The sequence below is a fragment of the Streptomyces sp. NPDC058663 genome (assembly GCF_042716745.1).
Lineage (GTDB): Bacteria > Actinomycetota > Actinomycetes > Streptomycetales > Streptomycetaceae > Streptomyces.
This window is the reverse complement of the sequence record NZ_JBHXRV010000048.1, coordinates 25,889-48,928: the sequence shown is the minus strand read 5'-3', so window position 1 is coordinate 48,928 and position 23,040 is coordinate 25,889. Positions and strand designations below refer to the sequence as shown.

The 23,040-nt window shown below is 69.0% G+C and carries 19 protein-coding genes, 1 tRNA gene, 1 pseudogene and 1 riboswitch; of the genes and pseudogenes, 11 read left to right on the top strand and 10 right to left on the bottom strand.

Annotation, left to right across the window (positions count from 1 at the left end; translation table 11 throughout):
• Positions 1-138: 138 nt before the first annotated feature.
• The gene (gene rdgB, locus ACFWVV_RS29610) at positions 139-744 is read left to right on the top strand and encodes an RdgB/HAM1 family non-canonical purine NTP pyrophosphatase (RefSeq protein WP_384356476.1); all 606 of its coding nucleotides are present in this window, start codon (positions 139-141) and stop codon (positions 742-744) included.
• 221 nt (positions 745-965) lie between these two features.
• Here the strand turns inward: rdgB and ACFWVV_RS29605 are convergent.
• From ACFWVV_RS29605 to bcp, 3 genes are all read right to left on the bottom strand, one after another.
• Positions 966-1,038 (bottom strand) — tRNA-Leu (locus ACFWVV_RS29605).
• Between the two features lie 140 nt (positions 1,039-1,178).
• Positions 1,179-2,675 (bottom strand): glycine betaine/L-proline transporter ProP, encoded by a 1,497-nt coding sequence (gene proP / locus ACFWVV_RS29600; protein WP_384356479.1) that lies wholly within the window; start codon positions 2,673-2,675, stop codon positions 1,179-1,181.
• Between the two features lie 188 nt (positions 2,676-2,863).
• Positions 2,864-3,331, bottom strand: coding sequence for a thioredoxin-dependent thiol peroxidase (gene bcp, locus ACFWVV_RS29595; protein WP_384356482.1), 468 nt, complete (start codon positions 3,329-3,331; stop codon positions 2,864-2,866).
• 129 nt (positions 3,332-3,460) lie between these two features.
• Here bcp and ACFWVV_RS29590 point away from each other — a divergent pair, with 129 nt between their 5' ends.
• The 3 genes from ACFWVV_RS29590 (at position 3,461) to ACFWVV_RS29580 (ending at position 4,723) form a co-directional block, all read left to right on the top strand.
• Entirely contained in the window at positions 3,461-3,781 is a 321-nt protein-coding gene (locus tag ACFWVV_RS29590) for a DUF3618 domain-containing protein (RefSeq protein WP_384356485.1), read from the top strand.
• Between the two features lie 125 nt (positions 3,782-3,906).
• Positions 3,907-4,203, top strand: coding sequence for a GroES family chaperonin (locus tag ACFWVV_RS29585; RefSeq protein ID WP_384356585.1), 297 nt, complete (start codon positions 3,907-3,909; stop codon positions 4,201-4,203).
• 94 nt (positions 4,204-4,297) lie between these two features.
• A riboswitch (guanidine-III (ykkC-III) riboswitch) is annotated at positions 4,298-4,362 on the top strand.
• Between the two features lie 40 nt (positions 4,363-4,402).
• Positions 4,403-4,723: a DMT family transporter gene (locus tag ACFWVV_RS29580; RefSeq protein ID WP_384356488.1), complete on the top strand. Its 321-nt coding sequence runs from the start codon at positions 4,403-4,405 to the stop codon at positions 4,721-4,723.
• 29 nt (positions 4,724-4,752) lie between these two features.
• Here ACFWVV_RS29580 and ACFWVV_RS29575 read toward each other — a convergent pair whose 3' ends face one another.
• Complete coding sequence (locus ACFWVV_RS29575) at positions 4,753-7,167, bottom strand: transglycosylase domain-containing protein (RefSeq protein WP_384356491.1); 2,415 nt, start codon at positions 7,165-7,167, stop codon at positions 4,753-4,755.
• 232 nt (positions 7,168-7,399) lie between these two features.
• Here ACFWVV_RS29575 and ACFWVV_RS29570 point away from each other — a divergent pair, with 232 nt between their 5' ends.
• The 4 genes from ACFWVV_RS29570 (at position 7,400) to ACFWVV_RS29555 (ending at position 10,867) form a co-directional block, all read left to right on the top strand.
• Positions 7,400-8,206, top strand: coding sequence for an ABC transporter permease (locus ACFWVV_RS29570; RefSeq protein ID WP_384356493.1), 807 nt, complete (start codon positions 7,400-7,402; stop codon positions 8,204-8,206).
• An 85-nt stretch (positions 8,207-8,291) separates the two neighbouring features.
• Positions 8,292-9,131: an ABC transporter permease gene (locus tag ACFWVV_RS29565; protein ID WP_384356496.1), complete on the top strand. Its 840-nt coding sequence runs from the start codon at positions 8,292-8,294 to the stop codon at positions 9,129-9,131.
• A 4-nt stretch (positions 9,132-9,135) separates the two neighbouring features.
• Complete coding sequence (locus tag ACFWVV_RS29560; protein ID WP_384356499.1) at positions 9,136-10,140, top strand: ATP-binding cassette domain-containing protein; 1,005 nt, start codon at positions 9,136-9,138, stop codon at positions 10,138-10,140.
• Between the two features lie 94 nt (positions 10,141-10,234).
• On the top strand, positions 10,235-10,867 hold the full coding sequence (locus tag ACFWVV_RS29555; RefSeq protein ID WP_384356588.1) for a DUF1707 domain-containing protein: 633 nt from the start codon (positions 10,235-10,237) through the stop codon (positions 10,865-10,867).
• A 606-nt stretch (positions 10,868-11,473) separates the two neighbouring features.
• Here ACFWVV_RS29555 and ACFWVV_RS29550 read toward each other — a convergent pair.
• Entirely contained in the window at positions 11,474-12,817 is a 1,344-nt protein-coding gene (locus ACFWVV_RS29550; protein WP_384356502.1) for an SGNH/GDSL hydrolase family protein, read from the bottom strand.
• Between the two features lie 305 nt (positions 12,818-13,122).
• Here ACFWVV_RS29550 and ACFWVV_RS29545 point away from each other — a divergent pair, with 305 nt between their 5' ends.
• Positions 13,123-14,691, top strand: coding sequence for a DUF445 domain-containing protein (locus ACFWVV_RS29545; protein ID WP_384356505.1), 1,569 nt, complete (start codon positions 13,123-13,125; stop codon positions 14,689-14,691).
• 102 nt (positions 14,692-14,793) lie between these two features.
• Here the strand turns inward: ACFWVV_RS29545 and ACFWVV_RS29540 are convergent, their stop codons facing one another.
• From ACFWVV_RS29540 to ACFWVV_RS29520, 5 genes and pseudogenes are all read right to left on the bottom strand, one after another.
• Positions 14,794-15,120 carry a hypothetical protein gene (locus tag ACFWVV_RS29540; RefSeq protein WP_384356508.1) on the bottom strand — a complete coding sequence of 109 codons (327 nt, stop codon included), beginning with the start codon at positions 15,118-15,120 and terminating at the stop codon, positions 14,794-14,796.
• Positions 15,121-15,331: 211 nt separating this feature from the next.
• A pseudogene (locus tag ACFWVV_RS29535) lies at positions 15,332-15,982 on the bottom strand (Ig-like domain-containing protein); the annotation flags it as partial.
• A gap of 262 nt (positions 15,983-16,244) precedes the next feature.
• Positions 16,245-18,068 carry a DEAD/DEAH box helicase gene (locus ACFWVV_RS29530; protein ID WP_384356591.1) on the bottom strand — a complete coding sequence of 608 codons (1,824 nt, stop codon included), beginning with the start codon at positions 18,066-18,068 and terminating at the stop codon, positions 16,245-16,247.
• A gap of 10 nt (positions 18,069-18,078) precedes the next feature.
• Entirely contained in the window at positions 18,079-19,482 is a 1,404-nt protein-coding gene (locus ACFWVV_RS29525) for a transcriptional regulator (protein ID WP_384356511.1), read from the bottom strand.
• A 69-nt stretch (positions 19,483-19,551) separates the two neighbouring features.
• Positions 19,552-20,244 carry a hypothetical protein gene (locus ACFWVV_RS29520; protein ID WP_384356513.1) on the bottom strand — a complete coding sequence of 231 codons (693 nt, stop codon included), beginning with the start codon at positions 20,242-20,244 and terminating at the stop codon, positions 19,552-19,554.
• Between the two features lie 1,190 nt (positions 20,245-21,434).
• On the opposite strand from ACFWVV_RS29520, the gene ACFWVV_RS29515 reads away from it, so the two are divergent.
• A complete protein-coding gene (locus ACFWVV_RS29515) occupies positions 21,435-21,611 on the top strand; it encodes a hypothetical protein (protein WP_384356516.1) in 177 nt (58 codons plus the stop codon).
• A 225-nt stretch (positions 21,612-21,836) separates the two neighbouring features.
• On the top strand, positions 21,837-23,024 hold the full coding sequence (locus ACFWVV_RS29510) for a DNA cytosine methyltransferase (RefSeq protein WP_384356519.1): 1,188 nt from the start codon (positions 21,837-21,839) through the stop codon (positions 23,022-23,024).
• The last annotated feature ends 16 nt before the right edge of the window (positions 23,025-23,040 follow it).

Genomic DNA, 23,040 nt, shown 5'->3' with positions numbered 1-23,040 from the left:
CCGAGACAGGTACGGCACTCCGCCGCACCCCTCACGCCGCGCGCCGAGGACCGTACTGGGCGCCACCCCACCACTCACGCACCCATATCGCGACCACGGGGGCGGCGGCCGACCACCCGCGCCCCGTAGCGTGGCCCCATGACCACCCGCCTCATCCTCGCCACCCGCAACGCCGGCAAGATCACCGAGCTTCGTACGATCCTGGCCGACGCCGACCTCCCCTACGAACTGGTCGGCACCGACGCCTACCCGGAGATTCCCGACGTCAAGGAAACCGGCGTCACCTTCGCCGAGAACGCCCTGCTCAAGGCCCACGCCATGGCCCGAGCGACCGGCCTGCCCGCCATCGCCGACGACTCCGGCCTCGCGGTCGACGTCCTGCACGGCGCCCCCGGCATCTTCTCCGCCCGATGGTCCGGCACCCACGGCAACGACAAAGCCAACCTGGACCTGCTCCTCGCCCAACTCGCCGACATCTCCGCCCCCCACCGGGCAGCCCACTTCGCTTGCGCCGCCGCCCTCGCCCTCCCGGACGGCACGGAACGCGTGGTCGAAGGCATCATGCCGGGCACCCTCCGCCACACCCCGACCGGCACGAACGGCTTCGGCTACGACCCGATCCTCCAGCCGGACGGCTACGAGGTGACGTGCGCGGAACTGACCCCGGCCGAGAAGAACGCGATCTCCCACCGCGGCAAGGCGTTCAGGGCACTGGTACCGGTACTGCGGGAGCTGCTGGGCTGAGCTGACCGACCGAAGGGATGACCCCGCAGCGAGGCTGGCCGAGGGCAGCCCGTACGACGGTGACTGACGCAGCGATGCTGAAACGGCGCGTTTCGCGGCCCACTCCGGCTGCGCCGCGACCGCCAATGGTGCTGGCGCCGGTGGTGCGGTGTCTATGGGGTGGAGCCCCACTCAAACGCCCACCGCCTTCGAAAAGAAGGTGGTGGGCGTCATTTTCCTTGTGCGCCCGGTCGGATTCGAACCGACAACAGCTGGTTCCTAGGACCAGTCTCTCTGCCGTTGGAGTACAGGCGCGTGTTAGCGGTCCTACCCTACTGGTCGATTGCGGCGAGTGAAACGGCCTTCCGGTTTCCCGTTGCGCGCCCACGAGGCAGCGCCGTGCCCCCACTTCGAGCAGGACACGGCGTTGCTGAGGGAAAGGTGACGGGCGACCGTCAGAACCTCGGTTCGCGGGCCTGGGCCTCGACCAGTTCGGCGGCTTCTTCCTTCGTCTCGACCGACGGCGGGGAGCCATCCAGCGGCTTCTGAGCGGTCTCCTTCATGCACGCCACCGCGATGATGCCGACCAGGGCGGCGGCCATCGAGTAGTAGGCGGGCATGAGGTTGTTGCCGCTCCAGGCGATCAGGCCGGTGACCACCAGCGGGGTCGTACCGCCGAAGATCGAGGCGGAGAGGTTGTAGCCCACCGACAGGGAGCCGTACCGGACCGAGGTCGGGAAGAGGGCCGGGAGGGCGGCGGACATCGTGCCCAGGAGGCAGACCAGGGAGAGGCCCAGCATCAGCAGGCCCGCGACGACCGCCGGGATGCTGCCCTGGCCGAGGAGGAGGAACGCCGGGAGGGAGAGGACGAAGAAGCCGACCATGCCGGTCATCAGCAGCGGCTTGCGGCCAAAGCGGTCGCTCAGCTTGCCGACCTGGCTGATGATCACCATCAGGAAGGCCATCACCGCGAGGAGGATCAGCAGGCCGTGCGTCTCCGAGTAGCCCAGCTCCTTGGAGAGGTAGGTGGGCATGTACGAGAGCAGCATGTAGTCGGTGATGTTGTAGGCGCCGACGAGGCAGATGCAGAGGATGAGGGTCGGCCAGTAATCGCGGAAGATGCGGCCGAGGTCGCCCTTGGTGGACTTCTCGACGGCGTCGGCGGCCTCCGAGGCGCGGGCGTTCTCCGACTCCATCTTCTGGAACGCCGGGGTCTCGTCCAGCTTGAGCCGGAGGTAGAGGCCGATCAGACCCATGGGGGCGGCGACCAGGAAGGGTACGCGCCAGCCCCATTCGCGCATGGTGTCGTTGCCGAGGATCGCGGTGAGGGCGGTGACCAGGCCGGCCGCGCCGACGTAACCGGCGAGCGTGCCGAATTCGAGGAAGCTGCCGAAGTAGCCGCGGCGCTTGTCGGGGGCGTACTCGGCGATGAAGGTGGAGGCGCCGCCGTACTCACCGCCCGTGGAGAAGCCCTGGAGCATGCGGAAGAGGATCAGCAGGATCGGGGCCCAGATGCCGATGGAGTCCCAGGAGGGGATGAGGCCGATGGCGAGGGTGCCGACCGACATCAGGATCATCGTGAGGGCGAGGACCTTCTTGCGGCCGACCTTGTCGCCCATGGGGCCGAAGAACATGCCGCCGAGGGGGCGCACCAGGAAGGCGACGGCGAAGGTCGCGAAGGAGGAGAGGAGCTGGGCGGTGTCGTTCCCGGAAGGGAAGAAGACGTGGCCGAGGGTGACCGCCAGGTAGCTGTAGATGCCGAAGTCGAACCACTCCATGGCATTGCCGAGGGAGGCGGCCTTGACGGCTCTCTTGACGGCGGCTTCGTCGGTGACGGTGATGTCGGACCGGCGCAGTGGCGGGTTCTTGCGGCGGTTCATGGCGCGGAAGAGGACGCGGTGACGCTTGACCGCCTCGGGGTCCTCGGCCCTTTCGGGGGCGGTGGGCGTCATGTGCGGGTCCTCTCCTGGGTGCAGATGGTTCTGGTGGTGCAGGTGGTGCAGGTGGTTCGGTGTTCCAGGAGGTACGTCTGCGCGATCGCGACTGGTGCAAACAAAAATCCCACCCGGTGAGGGTGGGATTCCTGTCACACGCACGTCTTACAAGCCGCATTCGACCCATATTGCCCGGTCGGGGCGGCTCAGATCTTCAGGTCCTTGATGATCTTCGCGACGTGGCCGGTCGCCTTGACGTTGTAGAAGGCGTGTTCGACCTTGCCGTCCTCGTCCACGACGACCGTCGAGCGGATGACGCCCGTGACCGTCTTGCCGTACAGCTTCTTCTCGCCGTACGCGCCGTAGGCCTCCAGGGTCTCCTTGGACGGGTCGCCCACCAGCGTGACCTTGAGCGACTCCTTCTCGCGGAACTTCGCCAGCTTCTCCGGCTTGTCGGGGGAGACGCCGATGACGTCGTACCCGGCGGACGCGAGGACGTCGAGGTTGTCGGTGAAGTCGCAGGCCTGCTTGGTGCAGCCGGGGGTGAGGGCGGCCGGGTAGAAGTAGACGATCACCTTGCGGCCCTTGTGCGAGGCGAGGGAGACGTCGTTGCCGTCGGCGTCGGGCAGGGTGAAGGCGGGGGCGGTGTCGCCGGGGCTGAGGCGCTCGCTCATGGGGACTCCCAGGTGGGGTAGGGACCGGGTGATGGCTTGAGCGTAATGGGGGTGCCGTGGGGTGCGAGTGGCGGTGAGCTGACAGACTGTTCAGGACGGAATACCGGACCGGACCACGGAGGCGGCGCAGTGTCGGAAGCCAGGACCCCTGCGCAGATCGAGGCGGACATCGTCCGCAGGCGTGAGCAGCTCGCGGTGACGCTCGACGAGATCGGTGTGCGGCTGCATCCGAAGACGCTCGTGGGTGACGCGAAGGCGAAGGCGAGGTCGGCGGTCGACGAGACGGCAGGCCGGGCGTTCGTGGCCGTGAACCGCAAGGTCACGGACGTACGGGCGCAGTTCGTGGACGCGGAGGGCGCGCCGCGGATGGACCGGCTGGTGCCGGTGGCGGTGGTCGCGGTGGCTGTCGTCGGGCTGCTGGTCGTCTCTTCGCGCCGCCGCAAGCGCTGACCTCTGGCTGACCTCTGCCGGGTGCCCCCCTGTCGCGGACGGCGGCGGGCGGGGCGGGTAGGTTGCGTGGCGTGAGCGACAAGAGCCGTCCCCGCGACAACAGTGACGACAAGCTGCCCATCCGGATGCTGCACGACCGTGTGCTGGTGAAGTCCGACAGCCCGGAGGGCGAGCGCCGTTCGGGTGGCGGCATCCTGATTCCCGCGACGGCCGCGGTGGGCAAGCGCCTGGCCTGGGCGGAGGTCGTCGCGGTCGGGCAGAACGTGCGGTCGGTGGTGCCCGGTGACCGGGTGCTGTACGACCCGGAGGACCGTGCCGAGGTCGAGGTGCGCGGCACCGCCTACGTACTGATGCGGGAGCGGGATCTGCACGCGGTGGCTTCGGAGCGCGTGTCCGAGGACTCGACCGGTCTGTATCTGTAGTCCGTAGTAGCTGGGGCCCTGGATCCCTGGAGCCCCGCACCCGACCTGTGGGGAAGGGCCCGGTGACGATCGTCACCGGGCCCTTCCCCTTGCTGTTTGCTACCTTGGTGGGACCCCGACGAGACGCGCCGTACCGGGTTCACGACAAGACGACGCACCCGTGAGTTGTCCGCGTTCGTCTCGTGTCGGAGGTGCCGTCATGGCATGGGTTCTGTTGGTCGTCGCCGGTCTGCTGGAAGTCGGCTGGTCGATCGGAATGAAGTTCACCGACGGGTTCACCCGGCTGTGGCCGAGCGTGTTCACCGGTGCCGGCATCGTGGTGAGCATGCTGCTGCTGTCGCAGGCCGCCAAGACGCTGCCGATCGGTACGGCGTACGGCGTCTGGGTCGGTATCGGCGCGGCGGGTGCGGCGGTGGTCGGCATGCTGGTGCTGAACGAGCCCGTCACCGCCGCCCGGATCTTCTTCGTGTGCCTGCTGCTGGTGGCCGTGGTCGGCCTGAAGGCGACGTCGGGTCACTAGGTTCCCGAGGTTCCCGGCGTCCGGAGTCCCTACCTCGGGGGCGGGTTGCCGCCCACTGTGTCGTCGCCGGTGGCGCCGTCGTTGCCGCCGAGGAGGCCGCCGATCGGTTCGTCGTCGGTGCCTGTGTCGTTCCCGCCGCCCGTGTCGTCGCCTCCGGTGGCGGCGGCTGCGCCGTTGGTGGTGGCGCCGCCGGTGTCGTCGCCGCCCGTGGTGGGTCCGCCGGTGGTGGGGGGCCCGCCGTTGGTGGTGGTTCCCCCGGTGGTGGGGGTGCCGCCGGTGGTGGTTTGGCCGCCCTGCTGCTGGCCGCCGTCGGTGGTGGTGCCCGCGGTGTCGTTGCCCGGCTCGTCACCGGCGGTGTCGCCGGGCGGCGGTTCGACGGGGGAGCGGACGGGGGGCGGCGCCGGCTCCTCGGCGCCCTCCTCCAGTTCCAGGTCGAAGTCCTTGGCGGGCTTGCCCTTGAGGGCGGCGGCCGTGTATTGCGCCCAGGTCTCGGCGGGGGCGCCGCCGCCGTTGACGCGTTGCTGGCCGAGGGCTCCGTACAGCGGGGTCTGGACGGCGGTGTCGGGGTCGGCGCCCATCACGGCGACCACGGTGGCGAGGTCGGGGGTGTAGCCGGCGAACCAGGCGGCCTTGTCCTCCTCGGCGGTGCCGGTCTTGCCGGCGGCGGGCCGTCCCGCGGCCTTGGCCGCCGCTCCGGTGCCGCCTTCGACGACGCTCTGCAGGATGGCGGTGGTGGTGTCGGCGGCGGCCCGTGAGACGGCCTGCTTGGCCTCCTGCTTGGGCAGCGGCAGGTCCACGCCGTTCTTGGAGATCTTCTCGACCATCGTGTACGTGCCGTGCTTGCCGTGGTTGGCGAGTGTCGCGTACGCCTCGGTCATGTCCAGGACGCTCGCGGTGGCGACGCCGAGGGCGATCGAGGGGTACGGGGTGAGCTCGGGTGTCTCCTCGGGGAGGCCGAGTGCGATCGCGGTGTCCTTGACCTTCCCCGGGCCGACGTCGACGGCCATCTGCGCGTAGACGGCGTTGACGGACTTGTCGGTGGCGGTGCGGACCGAGATCTGCCCGTAGGAGCGGTCGTCCTCGTTCTCGGGGGCGAAGGGGATGGAACTGCCGGTGACGGGGCGCTTGTTGGTGCCGTTGTACGTGGTGTTGGGGGTGATCGGCGTCCCGGACTGGGTGGTGGAGCCGTTCTCCACGGCGGAGGTGAAGACGAACGGCTTGAACGTGGAGCCGACCTGGAAGTCGCGCCGGGTGGCGTTGGAGACGTACTGCTTGGTGTAGTCGATGCCGCCGTACAGGGCGACGATCTTGCCGCTGGCGGGGTCGATGGACGCGCCGCCGACCCGTACGTTGCGGTCGGCCTTGCGGTTCTTGTCGACCTTCTTCATCACGTTGTCGTCGACGGACTTCACGAAGGCGTCCTGGCGGGGCTTCTCCAGGGTGGTGGTGATGCGGTAGCCGCCGGTGTTGAGGGTCTCCTCGTCGATGACCTTGTTGTCGGTGAGGTAGTCCTCGACGGCCTGCACGATGTAGCCGCGCTGCCCGGAGAGCCCGGCGGCGGGCTTGGCCTGCTGGGGCTGCGGGAACCTGGTCCTCGCCCGGTCGGCCTGCTTGAGCCAGCCCTCCTTGACCATGCCGTCCAGTACGTAGTTCCAGCGGGCGAGCGCCTTGCCGCGGTTCTCCGGGTGGGTGGCGACGTCGTACGCGTTGGGGGCGTTGAGCAGCGAGGCGAGGTAGGCGCCCTCGGGGGCGCCGAGGTCTTCGATGTCCCTGCCGTAGTAGGCCTGGGCGGCGGCCTGGATCCCGTAGGCGTTGCGGCCGAAGTAGCTGGTGTTGAGGTAGCCCTCCAGGATGGAGTCCTTGGACTCCTCGCGGTTGAGCTTGATCGCGATGAAGAACTCCTTCACCTTGCGGGTGACGGTCTGCTCCTGCGCCAGGTAGTAGTTCTTCACGTACTGCTGGGTGATCGTGGAGCCGGACTGCTTGCCCTTGCCGGTCGCGGTGTTCCAGGCGGCCCTGACCATCGCCTGGGGGTCGACGGCGGGCTCGTTGAAGAAGCCGCGGTCCTCGGCGGCGAGTACCGCGTGCTGGACGGACTTGGGGACCTGGGAGAGCTTCACGTTCTGCCGGTTGACCTCGCCGTCGCGCGCCAGGGGAGTGCCGTCGGCGTAGAGGTAGACGTTCGACTGGGCGGTCGCGGTGTCGTTGGCCTCGGGGATCTTGACCATGGTGTAGCCGGCCACGAACGCACCGCTGAGCAGGAGCGCGAGGAGCAGGAAGGTGCCCAGTACGAGCCGCCAGGTGGGGATCAGCCGGCGCCAGCCGGTCCGCTTGGGGCGTTTGGCCTTCTTGCCCTTCCCCTCGGAGTCCGGTTCCGGGTCCGGGGCGGGAACGGAGGGATCCCGGGGGGCCCAGCCCGGTTGCTGCTGCGGCTCGTCGCTCATGCCTGTGAAGACTCCTCGGACGCGGCCAGAGGTTCACTCTCCGGCATAACGGTGTTGTATCGGGCGATTCGTAAGTACTCCCGTAAAACACCGTGCCCCGCCGCTGCCTCCGTCCGCCCCTCACGCGCGGCGAGTATTCGCTCGCGGACGGTGACTCCGTTGCACTAGGGTCGGACGCTTTGGTGTCGCAGGGCCAAGCGGCACAACGAGCGAGGAGGTGCGGGGGGTGTGGGTGAGAGGGCGGTTGTACGCGCTCGTGGCGGCCGGAGGGTTCCGCCGGTACGCCACGTACCGGCTGGCCACGGTCGCCGGGGTGTTCACCAATACGGTTTTCGGCTTCGTCATCGCGTACACCTACACCGCGCTGTGGGGCCAGCGTCCGGGCCTCGGCGGGTACGAGCTGCCGCAGGCCCTCGCGTACGTCTGGCTCGGCCAGGCCCTGCTGGCGGCCGCCTCGCTGATGGGTGGCGGCTTCGAGGACGAGCTGATCGAACGCATCCGCTCGGGTGCGGTCGCCACCGATCTGCACCGCCCGGTCGACCTCCAACTGTGGTGGCTGTCAGGCGATTTGGGGCGGGGTGCGTTCCAGCTGCTGGGGCGGGGGGTGGTGCCGATGGTGGCGGGGGCGCTCGCCTTCGATGTCGCGCTGCCGCCGTCCTGGTGGATCTGGCCGGCGTTCTTCGCGTCGGTGGCTCTGGGTCTGGTGGTGAGCTTCGCGCTGCGGTTCCTGGTGGCGTTGAGCGCGTTCTGGCTGATGGACGGGGCGGGGGTGACCCAGGTGGCGTGGCTGGCGTCGATGTTCTTCTCCGGGATGCTGCTGCCGCTGACGCTGTTTCCCGGGCTGCTGGGCGAGGTGGCCCGGCTGCTGCCCTGGTCCTCGATCCTTCAGGTCCCGGCCGATGTGTACCTGGGCAAACGGACGGGCGGCGACCTGGGAAGCGCGTACGCCTTCCAACTGGGCTGGGCCGCGGCCCTGTTGGCGGCGGGGCGGCTGTTGCAGGGAGTGGCGACGCGGAGGGTGGTGGTGCAGGGTGGCTGAGCCGGGGGGACGGGCAAGGCCGGCACCGTCGGGGGAACCGGCCGGGCCGACGGGGCTGCCGGGACCGGCGCGGGAGTTCCTTCCGGTGCGCCGCCGGGGGCCGGCCGGGCGGCTCGCCACGGCCCGCGACGGGGTGCGGGCGTACGGGCTGATCGCCGCGATGTGGGTCCGCTCGACGATGGCCTACCGCACGTCGTTCGTGATGACGGCTCTCGGCAATTTCGCGGCGACCGGGCTGGACTTCGTCGCCGTCCTGCTGATGTTCCAGCACGTCGATACGCTCGGCGGCTTCACGCTGCCCGAGGTGGCGCTGCTGTACGGGCTGGCCGGGGCGGCGCTCGGACTGGCCGACCTCGCCCTGGGGCAGATGGGCAGGCTGGGACAGAAGGTGCGCGACGGCACGCTGGACACCCTGCTGGTGCGGCCCGCGCCGGTGCTGGCGCAGGTGGCGGCGGACCGGTTCGCGCTGCGCAGGCTGGGGCGGATCTGCCAGGGGCTGGGGGTGCTGGTGTACGCGCTGCTGCAACTGGACCTGGAGTGGACGGCGTTGAAGGTGCTCATGGTGCCGGTGATGCTGGTGAGTGGCGGGGTGATCTTCGCGGCGGTGTTCGTGATGGGCGGGGCGTTCCAGTTCTGGGCGCAGGACGCCTCCGAGGTCCAGTCGGCGTTCACCTTCGGCGGGAACGCGCTGCTCCAGTACCCGCCGACGGTGTTCGCCAAGGACCTGGTGCGCGGGGTGACCTTCGTGCTGCCGTTGGCCTTCGTGAACTGGATTCCGGCGATGTACGTACTGGGCAGGCCGTATCCGCTGGCGGTGCCGGAGTGGTTCGCGTTCCTGCCGCCGGTGGTGGCGGCGGTGTTCTGGGTGGTGGCGGGATTTCTGTGGCGGGCGGGTCTGCGCTCGTACCGGAGTACGGGGAGCTGAGGAGATGACGGGTGTGAGCGCGGGCAGGGACCTCGCCGAGGACTTCATCGTGCTGGAGGGCGTCGAGAAGGTCTTCGACGTACGCCGCAGGGCGGGGTTCCTGCGGCGCGAGAAGCGGCAGGTGAGGGCCGTCGACGGGATCAGTTTCACCGTGCCGCGCGGTCAGATGGTCGGCTACATCGGGCCCAACGGGGCGGGCAAGTCCACCACCATCAAGATGCTGACCGGCATCCTCACCCCCAGCGGCGGCCGGCTGCGGGTGGCGGGCATCGACCCCGCGAAGGAGCGGACCCGCCTCGCGCAGCGGATCGGCGTGGTCTTCGGCCAGCGGACCACCCTGTGGTGGGACCTGCCGCTCAAGGATTCGTACCGGCTGATGCACCGGATGTACCGGATCCCGGACGACAGGTTCGCGGCCAACATGGCGCGCTGCGTGGAACTGCTGGACCTGGGCGAGCTGCTGGACGTCCCCGTACGGCAGCTCTCGCTCGGGCAGCGGATGCGCGGTGACATCGCGGCGGCCCTGCTGCACGACCCCGAGGTGCTCTACCTCGACGAGCCGACGATCGGCCTGGACGTCGTCTCCAAGTCCCGGGTCCGCGCCTTCCTGCGCGACCTGAACGCCGAGCGCGGCACCACGGTGCTGCTCACCACCCACGACCTCACCGACATCGAGCAGCTGTGCGCGCGGGTGATGGTCATCGACCACGGGCGGCTGGTGTACGACGGTACGCCCGCCGCTCTGCACGAGGTGGGCGGGAGCGAGCGGACGCTGGTGGTGGACCTGGAACGGGAGCTTCCGCCGGTGGAGACGCAGTGGGCGCGGGTGGTGAAGGTCGAGGGGCCGCGGCAGTGGCTGGCCTTTCCGGCCTCGGTCTCCGCGGCGCCGCTGGTGGCCGATCTGGCCGCGGCGTACCCGCTGGTCGACCTCTCGATCCGGGAGCCGGACATCGAGGCAGTGATCGCGAAGATGTACGCGGGACGGGACGGCCAACGGGCACGCGGCTAGGCTGAGTTGTATGACCAGTGACCTGCCTGACCGCCGCCCGGACGCCGGTGTGCCCGGCCCTGTACCCGGCTCGGTGCCCGGCCCGGGGCCCGAGCTGCGGGCCTCCGACGCGGACCGTGAACGCATAGTCGAGGTGCTGCGCGACGCGGTCGCCGAGGGGCGCCTCGACATGGAGGAGTTCGACGAACGCCTGGGCGCCGCCTACAACTCCCGAACGCACGGCGAGCTCCAACTGCTGGTGCGGGACCTGCCGGTGTCCGCGGGGGCGGCACCGTCGGTGCTGTCGCCGGGAGCGGGCGGCGAGGCGGTCTCCTGGGCGGGGCGGGTGGGGGTGCCGGCCACGTCGAAGGGGGCTTTCGCGTTCTGGGGCGGCTTCAAGAGGTGGGGGCAGTGGAGCGTGGCGCGCAGCTTCAACGCGTTCGCGATGTGGGGCGGCGGTGAGATCGACCTGCGCGAGGCGCGCTTCGAGGACCGTGAGGTGGTGATCCGCTGCGTCACCATCATGGGCGGCATCGTCGTCAAGGTCCCGCAGGACCTGACGGTGCACGTCTCGGGCCTGGGCATCATGGGCGACTTCGACGACAGGGCGACGGGGGAGGGCACCCCGGGCTCCCCCCGCGTCCGCGTGACGGGCTTCGCCCTGATGGGCGGTGTGAGCGTGGAACGGAAGCTCCGCAAGGCGGAGAAGGCGAAGCTGCGCGAGCAACGCCGCAAAGAACTGGACTGACCCCCTTTTTGCGCGGCGCGCCGACCCTGCTCACCTCGCCCCCTGAGCGGCGGGGCCGCCCTGCTTACCGCGCCCCCTGAGCGGCGGGGCCGCCCAACCCCTATCCCTCAGCCCCCTTGGGCGGCGGGGCCGCCCGCACCCTTACCCCCCAGCCCCCTTGGGCGGCGGGGCCGCCCCCCGGGGGCGGGACGGGCGGGCAAGGGGGCGGCCCCCCGGCGGAGCCGTGCACCTGGGCCCCGCCCCACCCCGGCCCGCGCCGCAGGGTCCCGCTCCGGCCCCGGAGTGGTCCGCTGCGCGGAGCCTCCCCCCGGCCCCTTCCCGGCACTGTGGCTCCGCCCCAGACCCCGGGGTGGCGAGCCCGGCCACGGCGGGTAGGGGAGTGCGGCTCGCCCGTGGCTGGCCGCGCAGTTCCCCGCGCCCCTAACGGGGCACGGAGTGGCAGGCCGCGCCCACGGGGCCGGGGCCGCGCAGTGACACAGCCCCGCGCCCCTGACGGGGCGCACCCGCAGCTGGCCGCGCCCACGCGGCCGGAGCCGCACCGCGACACAGCCCCGCGCCCCGCCGAGGCGCACCCGCACGCCCGCGCCACGCCGCCGAAATCCCCCCTCAGACCCCCGACTGCCGCGCCAGCCCCGCCCCACCCCGCACCAGCGCCCCCAGCTCCACCCACTGCCCCATCCGCCGATACCCCTCGTCACTGGGGTGCAGATGGTCTCCCGAGTCGTACACCGGCAGCATCCGCGCCGGCGCGAACGGATCCCGTACCGCCTTGTCGAAGTCCACGACCGCGTCGAAGACGTGCCCCGCCCGGATCTCCTTGTTCACCTGCTGCCGCACCGCCTCCAGCTCGGGCGTCCACCGCGGGTGCCCGCCGAAGGGCAGCAGCGTCCCGCCGAGCACCCGCAGGTTGCGCGCATGCCCCTGGCGTACCAGCGCCCGCAGGCCCTCCACGATCCGGCCCGCCTCCCGCTCGTGCGGCGGCGCGATGATGTCGTTGATGCCCAGCAGCACCACGACCGCCTTCGCGCCGGGCTGTGCCACCGCGTCCGTACCGAAGCGCGAGAGACCGCTGGGACCCCTGTTGTCGGAGAGGAGGCGGTTGCCGCTGATGCCCTGGTTGAGGACGCCGTAGTCCGGTGCGCCCGGCTCCGAGCGCAGCCGGTCGGACAGCACGTCGGGATAGCGCCGGTTGGCGTCGACACCGGAGGTCAGGCCGTCCGTGATCGAGTCGCCGAAGAGGACGACCGCACCGTCGGCGTCCGCGTTCAGGACGTCCACGCCGGTCAGATAGCGCCACCGGTTGGTACGGGAGGTGTACGCGGCCCCGGAGGAGTCCTTGGTGTGGTCACCCCGGGCGCTGAAGCCGGTCTGGCGCGCGTGCGGGTGGTACGTCACATAGCTGCTCGTCGCCGCCGAGTACACGCTGACCAGCAGGTCCCCGTCGTACGGCACCTTGATCGCCGTACCGTCGCTGACCACGGAACGGCCCGCCGGCACCACCACCGACTGCTTCCCGCGGAAGGTGACGGGCCGCAGGGTGCCCGGTTCGGCCGCCGGGGCGCCCGAGGCGGCGGCGACGGCGATCGACGCACGGGAGACGTGCAGCGGGGCGCGCCCGAAGAGGTTCGACAGGGTGATGCGGGCACCGGTGCCGCCGATGCTGGTGTGCACGACGTTGCGTACGGAGCGTCCGGGCATCCCCCGTGCGGTGCCCGGCTCCGGGCCGACCGGCGAGGCGGTCCAGGTGCCGATCCACCGGCCGGAGCCGGCGGGCCGCAGCCCCGTACCGCCGGTGTGCTGTCCCTTGCCGTTGGTCTGGTGCGATCCTTGCCGACCGCCCGCGGAACCGTCCCCGCCGGACAGCGAGGTGAGGGCGAAGATACCGCCCGATATCAGTACGACCACTGCTGTCAGACCGGCCAGCAGGGCATAACCGTGGCGCCTGGTCATGCGGTGGGGGGCTCCTCGTTGTGCGGGGGGAGTGTGGGGCTCCCCGTTCGAGACTCGAACTGATCACCATGATGAGGCATGGTGCGGAGATGAGGGACGTCGGGAACTTGAGGTGCGTTCCAGGAGTAGGTCAGGTAAGGAGTTCGCGTACGGGTCTTTCCGTACGCACGGCAGCAACGCACGGAACCGGACGCCGGCGGCCGGGAACGGCAGCAGGACCTGCGGCAGGACCTGCGGCAGGACCGGACGGCCCCGGAGCCGGAACCGGACGGAACCGGCACGGGCGAACGGAGTGGGCGGAGCGGATGGATCGTACAGACGACAGGTCGGCGGCGGAGGACAAACGCCAAGGACGTGACGCACGCGACGTGAGTGGCGCCCGAGGTGGGCGGGACGCCGGTGACGGCGGCGTCACCGGTGGCGAGAAGGGCCAGGCGAGCCAGGCGAGCCGCGAGGGCCGCGAGGGCCGCGAGGGTCGGGAGAGCCGCGAGGGCCGGGAGAGCCGCGAGGGCCGGGAGAGCGGCGAGGGCCGCGAGAGCGGCGAGAGGCGGGACAGCGGCGAGAGCCGGGCGAGCCGCGGCGGCCACGACGGCCCGCCCCCGCCCCGCCCGCCCTTCGCCTTCAGCGCGGCCGACGAGGAGAAACGCCAGGGCGTACGCCGGATGAAGGCGACGGCCACCGGCTTGCTGCTCTTCGTCGCACTGGTGTACGTCCTCGCGAAATGGGCCGAGCACCAGGGCGTCGCCGGCTGGCCCGGATACGTCGCCGCGGCCGCCGAGGCCGGCATGGTCGGCGCGATGGCCGACTGGTTCGCGGTCACCGCGCTCTTCAAGCACCCCCTCGGCATCCCCATCCCGCACACCGCGATCATCCCCACCAAGAAGGACCAGCTGGGCGTCTCGCTGGGTGAATTCGTCGGCGAGAACTTCCTCTCCGAGGACGTCATCAAGGCCCGCCTCGCCCCCCTGGACATGGGGGGCAGGCTCGGCACCTGGCTGGCCGACCCCGCCCACGCCGACCGCGTCACGGAGGAGCTGGCCACCGCCCTGCGCGGTGCGCTGACCGTGCTGCGCGACTCCGACGTACAGGCGGTCGTCGGCGAGGCGATCACCCGCCGTGCGGACGCCGCCGAGATCGCCCCCGGCCTCGGCAAGGCCCTCGACAAGGTGGTCTCGGACGGCGCCCACCACCGCGCCGTCGACCTGATCTGCACCCGCGCCCACGACTGGCTCGTCGAACACGGCGACTCGGTGATGGACGCGGTACAGGGCGGAGCGCCCGGCTGGACCCCGCGTTTCGTCGACCGGAAGATCGGCGACCGGGTCTACAAGGAGCTCCTGCGCTTCATCACGGAGATGCGGGACATGCCCACCCACCCGGCACGCGGCGCCATCGACCGCTTCCTGGCCGACTTCGCGACCGACCTCCAGTCGGACACCGACACCCGGGCCCGGGTCGAACGCTTCAAGTCCGAGATCCTCAACCGCGGCGAGGTCCAGGACGTCATCGCCTCCGCCTGGTCCGCGGTCCGCGCGATGATCATCGCCGCCGCCGACGACGACCGGTCCGAACTTCGCCTGCGCGTGCGCGCCTCCCTCATCTCCCTCGGTACGAGGCTGGCCACGGACGACCGCCTGCAACGCAAGCTGGAGGGCTGGGTCGAGGGCGCGGCGGTCTACGTCATCACCACGTACCGCTCCGAGATCACCTCCCTGATCACGGACACGGTGGCGGGCTGGGACGCCGACCACACCTCCAGGAAGATCGAGGCGCACATCGGCCGCGACCTCCAGTTCATCCGCATCAACGGAACGGTGGTGGGCGCGCTGGTCGGCCTGCTGATCTACACGGTGTCGAGGGCGTTCGGCGCGTAAGCGGTACGAGGCGGGCGCGCGTGCGCCGCACGCAACCGGGAGGGGGGAGGGGGAGGCCACTCCGCCGACCTCCCCCTCCCCCCCAGACACCACCAGACGGACCTACTCGCCCGCACCCTCCGCGCAGCGCGAGCCGCAACGGGTCGTGGCCCACGAAGCCACCGCGACCCCACCGGCCACGGCGAACACCGCCGGCCACGCCCCGACCTTCTTGGCCAACGGGTGCGACCCGGCGAAGGCGGCCACGTACGCGCCGGTCAGCGCCACCGCGGTCCTGGTACCGGCCTCCTGCTGCCACTGCCGGGCCGCCACCGCACCCGCGGCCGCGAGCGCCACCCCGCCCAACGGCCGCTTCTTGGTCCACCGGGCCACGCCGTAGCCCCCGAGGAGCCCGGCCGCGGCCACTACGGATGCGGGAACCTTCGCCATGCCACTTGCCTCCTGCTGGATCCGACGCACACCTGCCGCACGCCTGCGCTCCGAGGCTAACGGGAGCCCTGGCCGGACCGTCACGGCGCGTACCCACGAGTTCCCCCGTACGCCAGAGCCGTCACGCGTCCCGCCTATACCCAGTTCGAGCTACCCCTTACTCGCAGCCGACGCCGTCCCCGTCGCGGTCCAGGTGACGGGCGTATCCGGCGTCACCGCGCCGGATGGGAGCGGCACCGGCGGCCCGCACGGCGGAACAGTTCTTGTAGTACACGGAACCCCCGCCACCCCCACCACCGACGGCGCTCCCACCGGCCCCGCCGGACGGCTTGGTGGGCGGGGCGGGAGGGGCGGGCTTGACGGTCTTGACGGTCTTCCGGGGCTTGGGCACGGCAGGCTTCTTGGGCACGGACGGCGCCTTGGGCGTACTGGTGGGGGCGGGCGCACTGACGGTGATCCGTACGACAGCCGTGTCACTGACGGCACCGGCGGCCTTCCCGGCCACCCGGTACGTGAACTCGTCTGCGCCCGCGTAACCGGCCGTGGGCGTGTACACGAGGTTCGTCCCACTGACGACGGCCCGCCCGTGCTGCGGCTTCACGGACACACTCAGCGCGTACGTCCCGGCCCCGACCGCCCGGGCCACGTCACCGGCCCCGGAGACGCTGTCGTTGACCAGGGCGGCCACGATGATCTGCTTCCCACCCCGCCCACTCGCCTCGTCGTCCACGAGCTCAAGCCCGGCCGAGGCGGTGGGGGACGGCGACGCCGTCGGCGACGAGGTGGCCCCCACCGGCTTCGCGTCCCCGACCTTCCCGCCCCCGACGTCACTCCCCCCACACCCGGCAACCACGGCCACCATCACCCCGGCCCCACCTATCGCCCCGACCCGCCGCAGTGCCGCGCTGCTCTTCCGCATGTGCCCCCCAGGGCGTCAAAGTGAACTGAGGGGTTGATGATGGCAGCCCTGTGAAGGTTCAGTGGTCAACAAGTAATCAATTGGCCGAAAGTGGCCGTTTAGCGCTCGCGCAAAAGCCTCGTGGGAGATGGTTTCCCAGTGCAGCCTGCCAGTCGCGTGCGAGCTGCGTTCAAGGCGAGATGGGCAGCGGGCTGACCTGCTGGGCTCATTCCCGCTCTTCCAGGTGAGCGATCAGCGCCCGCCGGTCCGCCGCGTCCATTCCCCACGGCCCGGCCTCGTCTTCTGGGTCTGCGAGCTCTTGCACAGACGGGTCGTCGAGGATCTTTCCCATGAACTCAAGCTTGCGTCCCAGTCGCTCGTGGACGCGGTCGTCAATGGTCCGGGTCGCGGTCAGCACGGTGATGCGGGTCCGGGTGTCCGGGCTCAGGCCCAGCCGGTGAATCCGGTCAAGGCTCTGAAGGAACCTTCCTGCGGAGAAGTCCCGGTCCACATAGACGGCGTCGTGGCATTCGTGGTGGAGGCTGATGCCCTCGCCGAGGGTCGCGGGGTTAGACAGCAGAACCATGCAGTCAGGGTCATTACGAAACCGAAGTATTTCTTCGTCGCGGTCCGGGGTTCCACCGTGCACCATGGCGGGCTGGAATTCGTGAAGGGCGCTCTTCAACGTGGTCAAGTTCCGGATGAAAGTTGACCAGACCAGGGTCTTGCGTCCCTGCTGGCTGTTCGCTGCCACCAGGCTCAGGACCGCCTGGTACTTCGGTGACAACTCGTAGCGAGGAAGGTTGCGCAGCATTTCACGTACGGAGGAGTCCGCAGGGATGCTGAAATCGGACGTAAAAACTGGTACCGGATCGTAACGCCCGAAACTGTCATCCAGCAGGGCAGGATTGGTGCTAGCCATCATGAGGTAAGTAAGTACCTTGCCCAGCCGTGCGAATTCTTCTTGTTCGGGACTCTCCAGCCCCAGTCCTCTCTTCTGCAGAGCCGTATATACCTCGCGGTGAGCGGCCGGGAGTTCGACAGGGAGGCGCTTGATGTCCAGCGGCGGAAGGTTCAGTTCCCTCTTTGTTGTCCGGGTAAAGAGCGGACGGAGTACCTTGCTGGCATGCGCGAGATCACCGCCGACCATCGCGCGGTCTACCGCGCGGCGGCCATGCCCGGGCCAGACGAAGGAGAGCAGACTCTCCAGGTCCTTGGCCCCGTTGGGTGCCGGCGTGCCGGTGAGAATCAGCCGGTGTCGTGCCAGCGGGCCAAGGGCCATACACGCTGAGCCGAAGGTTCCTCTGACGCCCAGCTTCATGCGGTGAGCCTCGTCCAGGACCATGAGCGCGGGCGCCACGCTCAGCCAGTCCGCCAGCTCGGCCTGATAGCGGTAGAGACGTTCGTAGTTCACCAGCAGGACGTCGGTCTCGTCCTCCGCGCGGCGCTGGAACACCCGGATACGCAGCGGTGTGGTGAAGCAGTGCCCGCTCTCTTCCTGCCATGCCTCGTAGGCCGACTTGGGGCTCACCACTAGGAGCCGCTTTACCTTGCCGGCGTTCCTGAGTGCCGCGAACACGGCCATGGCCGTGCGGGTCTTGCCAGCGCCCGGCACGCTGAAGTTCGCCCCGTGAGTCAACGACAGCAGCTTGGAGATGTCCCGCGTCTGGAAATCCGTCAACGGGGCCTGCCAGTCGGGCCCGAGAAGGTCCCGCACGCTTTCGGGGGCGGTCTCGCCGGCGATCTCCTCGCCCTGGGTGCCGGCGGTCAGGCGGGCTTCGACCGCGCTCGCGTCGCGGACGGACCCCTCCGCGAGCGCCCGGAGGTCTGCGTCGAACATCACCCTGGCAGCGTCGTGCCAGGTTGCCAGCAGCGGGAGGTGAGCTAGGAAATCCTCCAGATCCACTTCGGCGGCGTAGTGTCCTCGCTGGCTGCCGGTGCCAAAGCGGGCGCTTAGCCGCACCAGGTGCTGGTGATCGGACGGCTGCGCGCGCAGGACTACTTTGGTGCGGGTCGCGTCGAAACCGATCCGCAGTGAGGGCTCCGCCATGTCGGGCACGTCAGCTCCCACTGGCTTTGAGCAGCCAGGCCATGCCCTCGTCGCGTGCACTGACACCCCGGTTCGCCTGCCGTGCGAGCTTCACCAGGCTTCCCCTGAGACGCAGTAGCGCCGCGTCGAAAGCTTCCTCATCCAGGCTGTTGCTGGAGAAGGCCTGCGTGAGGTCGGTGACACACTGGTCCACGGAGGCCCGTGCGTCGTCCAGCCGCTCGGCGGCGGTCTGCTGAACCTTTCTCAGACGGTCATCCCGAGCCGCTTCGTCAATTGCGCGCCGCACGCCTTTACGGGCGTCGGAGACCACTTTCTGAGCCGCTTGCCGCACCTCTGCGGGGTTGCTGCGGGAGATCGCTGCGGCCTTCGCCTGGAGCACCTGGTCGGTAAGGGCGCGCGCTTGCGCGACAGAGCCGACGGGGGCCGAGACTGAAACCCCGAGTCCAGGAATCGCTGTTGCCGCGGTCTCTTCCGCGGGGGTCAGGAGATGCTGCGGAACGGAATTTTCAAGGTACTTCTCATGGAAATCTCCCCCGATGAGCCGGGTCTGTGTCTTAGCGAAGTCGAGGACGATGGCGACGATGCGGTTTTCCTTTACCCGGTCAGCTAGATCCTGACTGCTGGCCGCCGCCTTGAAGTAGTTCCGGTGCAGTTCCTTCAGGTTCTCCTGATGTCCTTCGAAGTCTGCCAGCCCGAGCTGCACCCCCTCCGCGGTCCGGCTGCGGTCGATCATTTCCCGGATCACGCCGAGAATCCAGCGCTCCTGCTGAAAAGTCTTTTTCTGAATGTGGAAAGAGCGTGCGATGTCATCGGCCGATCGCCCCATGTACTCCTGTTCTTCCATGGCGATCAGGCGGTTGATGTAGGAGTAATCCCGGCGCTTGTCCGGCCGCAGCTGGAGGGAGAGTTCAACAGCGTTGATGTCGTCCCAGGTGAACGAAGAAGGCAGTACGCCCACCCGGATAGACGGCTTCTGCAGATTTCTGAGCGCGGCTGCCCGAGTGTTGCCGTTGACCAGGATTCCCGAATGGGTGATGAGACCAGGCTCCTGCTGGTCCACATCCCGGAGGCTTTCCAGCAATGCCTGGAATTCTGGGTCAGGTTCATCTGGGTTTGTGGGCTTGCCTACGAGAAGACGGTGGAGGTACTCCTGGCTTTCATCAGCCCATGGGTCAGCATCCAGCTTCCTGGCGAGAGCCGGGTCGTGGTCGCGCTGCGCCCGGATCCGGTGAGTCGCCGGGTTGTAGCAGAGTTCACGGAGCGGCATGTCGATCACGCCGACGTGCACCGGCCGGCCGTTCCACTCGACGGTCACCGTTTCCCTCGGCCCGTCTCCCTCCATGACCTCCTTGAGACGCTTCGCGACGAGATCAGCGTTCTGCTCTGCCCTGGGTGGGAGGTCGAACTTCAGCATCCGTACTTCTCCTGAATCCCCAGCCGCGCCGTATGACGGCCGGCATGTATCGACACTGTCTCTGCCGCGTCAAAATGTGCGGGCGGCGTCCCGGACGGCCTTGCGGGACTCGGCTGGCAGTGTGCGGTACTCGCCCCAGAGCTGCTCCATTGGGCTGAAGTCCCGGCGGTCCGCCGCCAGCCACATGGCGAAGTGCTCACGCTCGATCCCGCTCATCCTCTCCAGCCGGCCAAGCAGCCCGGCCAGGTCCGCCTGTGTACCCCGCCCGCCGATCCTGCAGCGCTTGCACTCGGTGACCATCTCGGTCCCCATGCTCCCGTCCGGTTTCAGCACATCGCGCCTTGCCACATCCAGCTGCGCGGTCTCGACGCCGCCGTCGTAGGCTTCGCCGGCAGCGACTCCGCAGATCCGGCACAAGTGGCCGTCCAGGTCGAAGATCTCGCGGCGCTGAGTGGCTGTGATCATCGCGGCCGGCGTCTTCGCCTTTGACTGGCCCGGCTTCCAGACTTCGGCCCCCATGGTGACGAAGCGGTGCTCGCTCGGAGTCAGGGTGGGGTCTTCCCGGTTCGTCGCGATAACCCACCCCCGGTCGCGCAAGTCCCGCATGCGCCGGTCGATCTGCGAGGTCTCAGGAAAGGCTTCACGCAGTGAGGTCTTCGTGAAGACCTCACCCAGGCCCACCTCACTGACGAGCCACAGGGCGCACCTCACCATCGTGCCCCGCCCTGCTTCCCGCCAGGAGGGAATGTCCTGAGAATTCATGCTTCGCTCCTTTGATCTGGCTTGCGGCGCTCGTTTCCCTCGCGTACAGGGCCGCCCCGCCCCCAAGGAAGGAGGCATGCGCATCATTTGACTCCGTGAGGAGGGATAAAAGCAAGCTTTTCATCATCACCCGTCGTTAAATGAAAACACGTCACTTACGGTCCGCTAACTGAAAACTTGGAATTGCAAACATGGTCCGGCGAATCTTTCGAAGCAGGGCTTGCCTCGGGTCGCCTCGGCGTGAAGCATTGATCGCTGTCGCAGTCCGCACAAATGCGAGGGGTGGTCGTGGCCGCGCAAGGGCACGTGAAATTGGGGTACGCACGGGAGTGCACGCCGGAACGGAGACCGTTCGTCGACCAGTGGCGGGGCCTGTGCGTCGTCTTACCCACGGACCGGCAGGCCAGCCGGGCGCAGTACCTGGCCATCTCGCCGGGCTGCCTGTCGCAGTACTGGGCGGGGCGCCGGGTGCCCAGCCTGAACCGGCTCCGTGCGATGTACGCGCGGGTCCGCTCCGCCGCTCCCGTCGGGGCGGCGCTCATCCCCCTGGCGGAGCTCGAAAAACTCAGGGAAGTCGCCGCGCGCCGCAAGCGGGCGGTGAACGCGAGTACGAGCGCAGACGTCAGGGCGGCGGCGAACTGCGGCAGTGCGGGAAAGGTACCTGCGCCTGGAACTGGCGTGAGGGCTGACCCATCCGGCCAGCTTCCGGCAACCCGACCGGCACAGGACCGGCACACCGATCACCGGAGGGCGTTCTCCCGGAATGATCTTTCGGCGTTCAGGGAGTTGCTGACCGCCCGCGCCACCGGCGACTTGGGAATGGTCCGCAGGCTCACCTGGTCGGTCAGCGAAACCAGGACCCCTGAGGAACTGGCGGTCTTCGTGGCAGAACTCGATGCGTCAGGCCACGAGGCTCTGGCCGAGGCCGTCTTGCTCGGCGGGCGGGAACGCCCCCAGACCGACACGATGCGCACGGCTCTGACTCTGATGAACCTGGACCTCGCCGCGTACGCGGAACTGGTCATGCGCGCCGCACTGCCCGCGGACGCTCTTCACCGGCCCCTGGGGGGGCTTGCGCGGCTAAACCCCCCGTCGAGGCACCTTTTCTCGCGCGCTACCGGTCCAGGACTGGCCACTGCGCGTCCGAGTACGTCCACCCGTCCCAAATAGCTTGTACGGAGAACAATCAGATGGACATCCCCAGGAAACAGCACCGCTGGTCGGAGGTCACGACCCGGGTCGAGTGGGAGGGGGCCATGCGCCCCACCACCTATGACGGAGGAGAGTGGAGCACGCAGGAGAAGATCACCGTTACGGTCACCCGCTGCGGCAGCGCGGAAACCAAACCGAAGGGGGATGCCGCCTGACGAGGGCACCTAGAAGGCCTGTGTGCCTTTCCAATGCTCGCACCTCGTTCCCGTAGAGAAGACGTTTCCGCATGGCCGTACGTGGTCGGCCGGCGCTCTCTGCGGGGACGTTCTGCCTACGCGTGCGGATGACGCACACTAGAGGGCGTTGTCAGTGGGGCATGTCACCCTCTGTGAGGGCATGTTGCATCAAGCAGCTGCCGTGCAAGTTTGTAAGGAGGGTGCGTGAACAGCACTGAGGCGGGTTTCACCTCGATTGAGATCTGCGCGGGGGCCGGCGGGCAGGCGATCGGGCTGCACCAGGCGGGATTCCGGCACCTCGCTCTGGTTGAGATCGACCCGCACGCCGCGCTCACGCTGCAGCGAAACGTTGCGGAGCGGGCTGGGTGGGAGTGGGAGAGGCGTTATTGCGACGTGCTGCCTCCCACGGACGTCAAAGACTTCGACGAGAACAGTCTGGAGAAGAGTGCGGCTCTCTTCAAAGCAGACGGTCTGGACCTGCTGGCCGGCGGGGTCCCTTGCCCTCCGTTCTCCCACGCCGGAAAGCAGCTGGGCAGAGACGACGACCGTGATCTCTTCCCGCGCATGCTGGAGCTGGTGGAACGCTTCAATCCTCGCGCCGTCCTGATCGAGAACGTGCGCGGGATCATGGACCCGAAGTTCACTGACTACCGGGACTGGATCGTGGCCCGCCTGCAGGGGGGTACATACCGGGGCGAGGACGGTGCGGAAGCCCAGGACGAGGGACTCGACTACAAGGTCTGCCACTGGGGTGTACTCGAGGCGAGCAACTTCGGTGTGCCGCAGCTCAGGCCAAGGGCGATCCTCGTCGCCATCAGAAAAGACGTTATTGAGGATCTGAAGTACGAATGGCCGACGGCCACGCATGAGACACCGGTGAGTGTCGTCGAGGCGCTCCATGACACCATGCAGGAGAGGTTCGAGAGGTACTACGACGGCCCCCACGACCAGGTCGCACGAGCGAAGCACGAACTCTGGCTCGACAAGGCGACGCTGCGCCGGGACGCGCAGAAGGGCAAAGGGAACGGCATCGCCCCCACCCTCGTGGGCGGCTCGAAAAAGCACGGCGGCGCTGACCTTGGCCCCAGCCGTGCGAAGGCCGCGTGGAAGCAGCTGGGTATTTCCGGGTTCGGTGTAGCCAACGACGCTGAACTCTGCGCGCTCAAGGGCACGCAGGACAGGGACCTGTTCGGCCCGGATGGCCCCATGCTCACGGTTCAGCAGGCCGCAATCATCCAGGGATTCCCGCCTGAGTGGGACTTCGTCGGAGGGAAGACCGCACAGTACCGGCAGGTGGGTAACGCGTTCCCGCCGCCGGTCGCGAAAGCGGTCGGTATGTCAGTTATTGAGGTTCTGCGTGCTGCCCGTGAGCGGGACGCCCGCCCGCTGTAACCGTGATCCCGTGGGG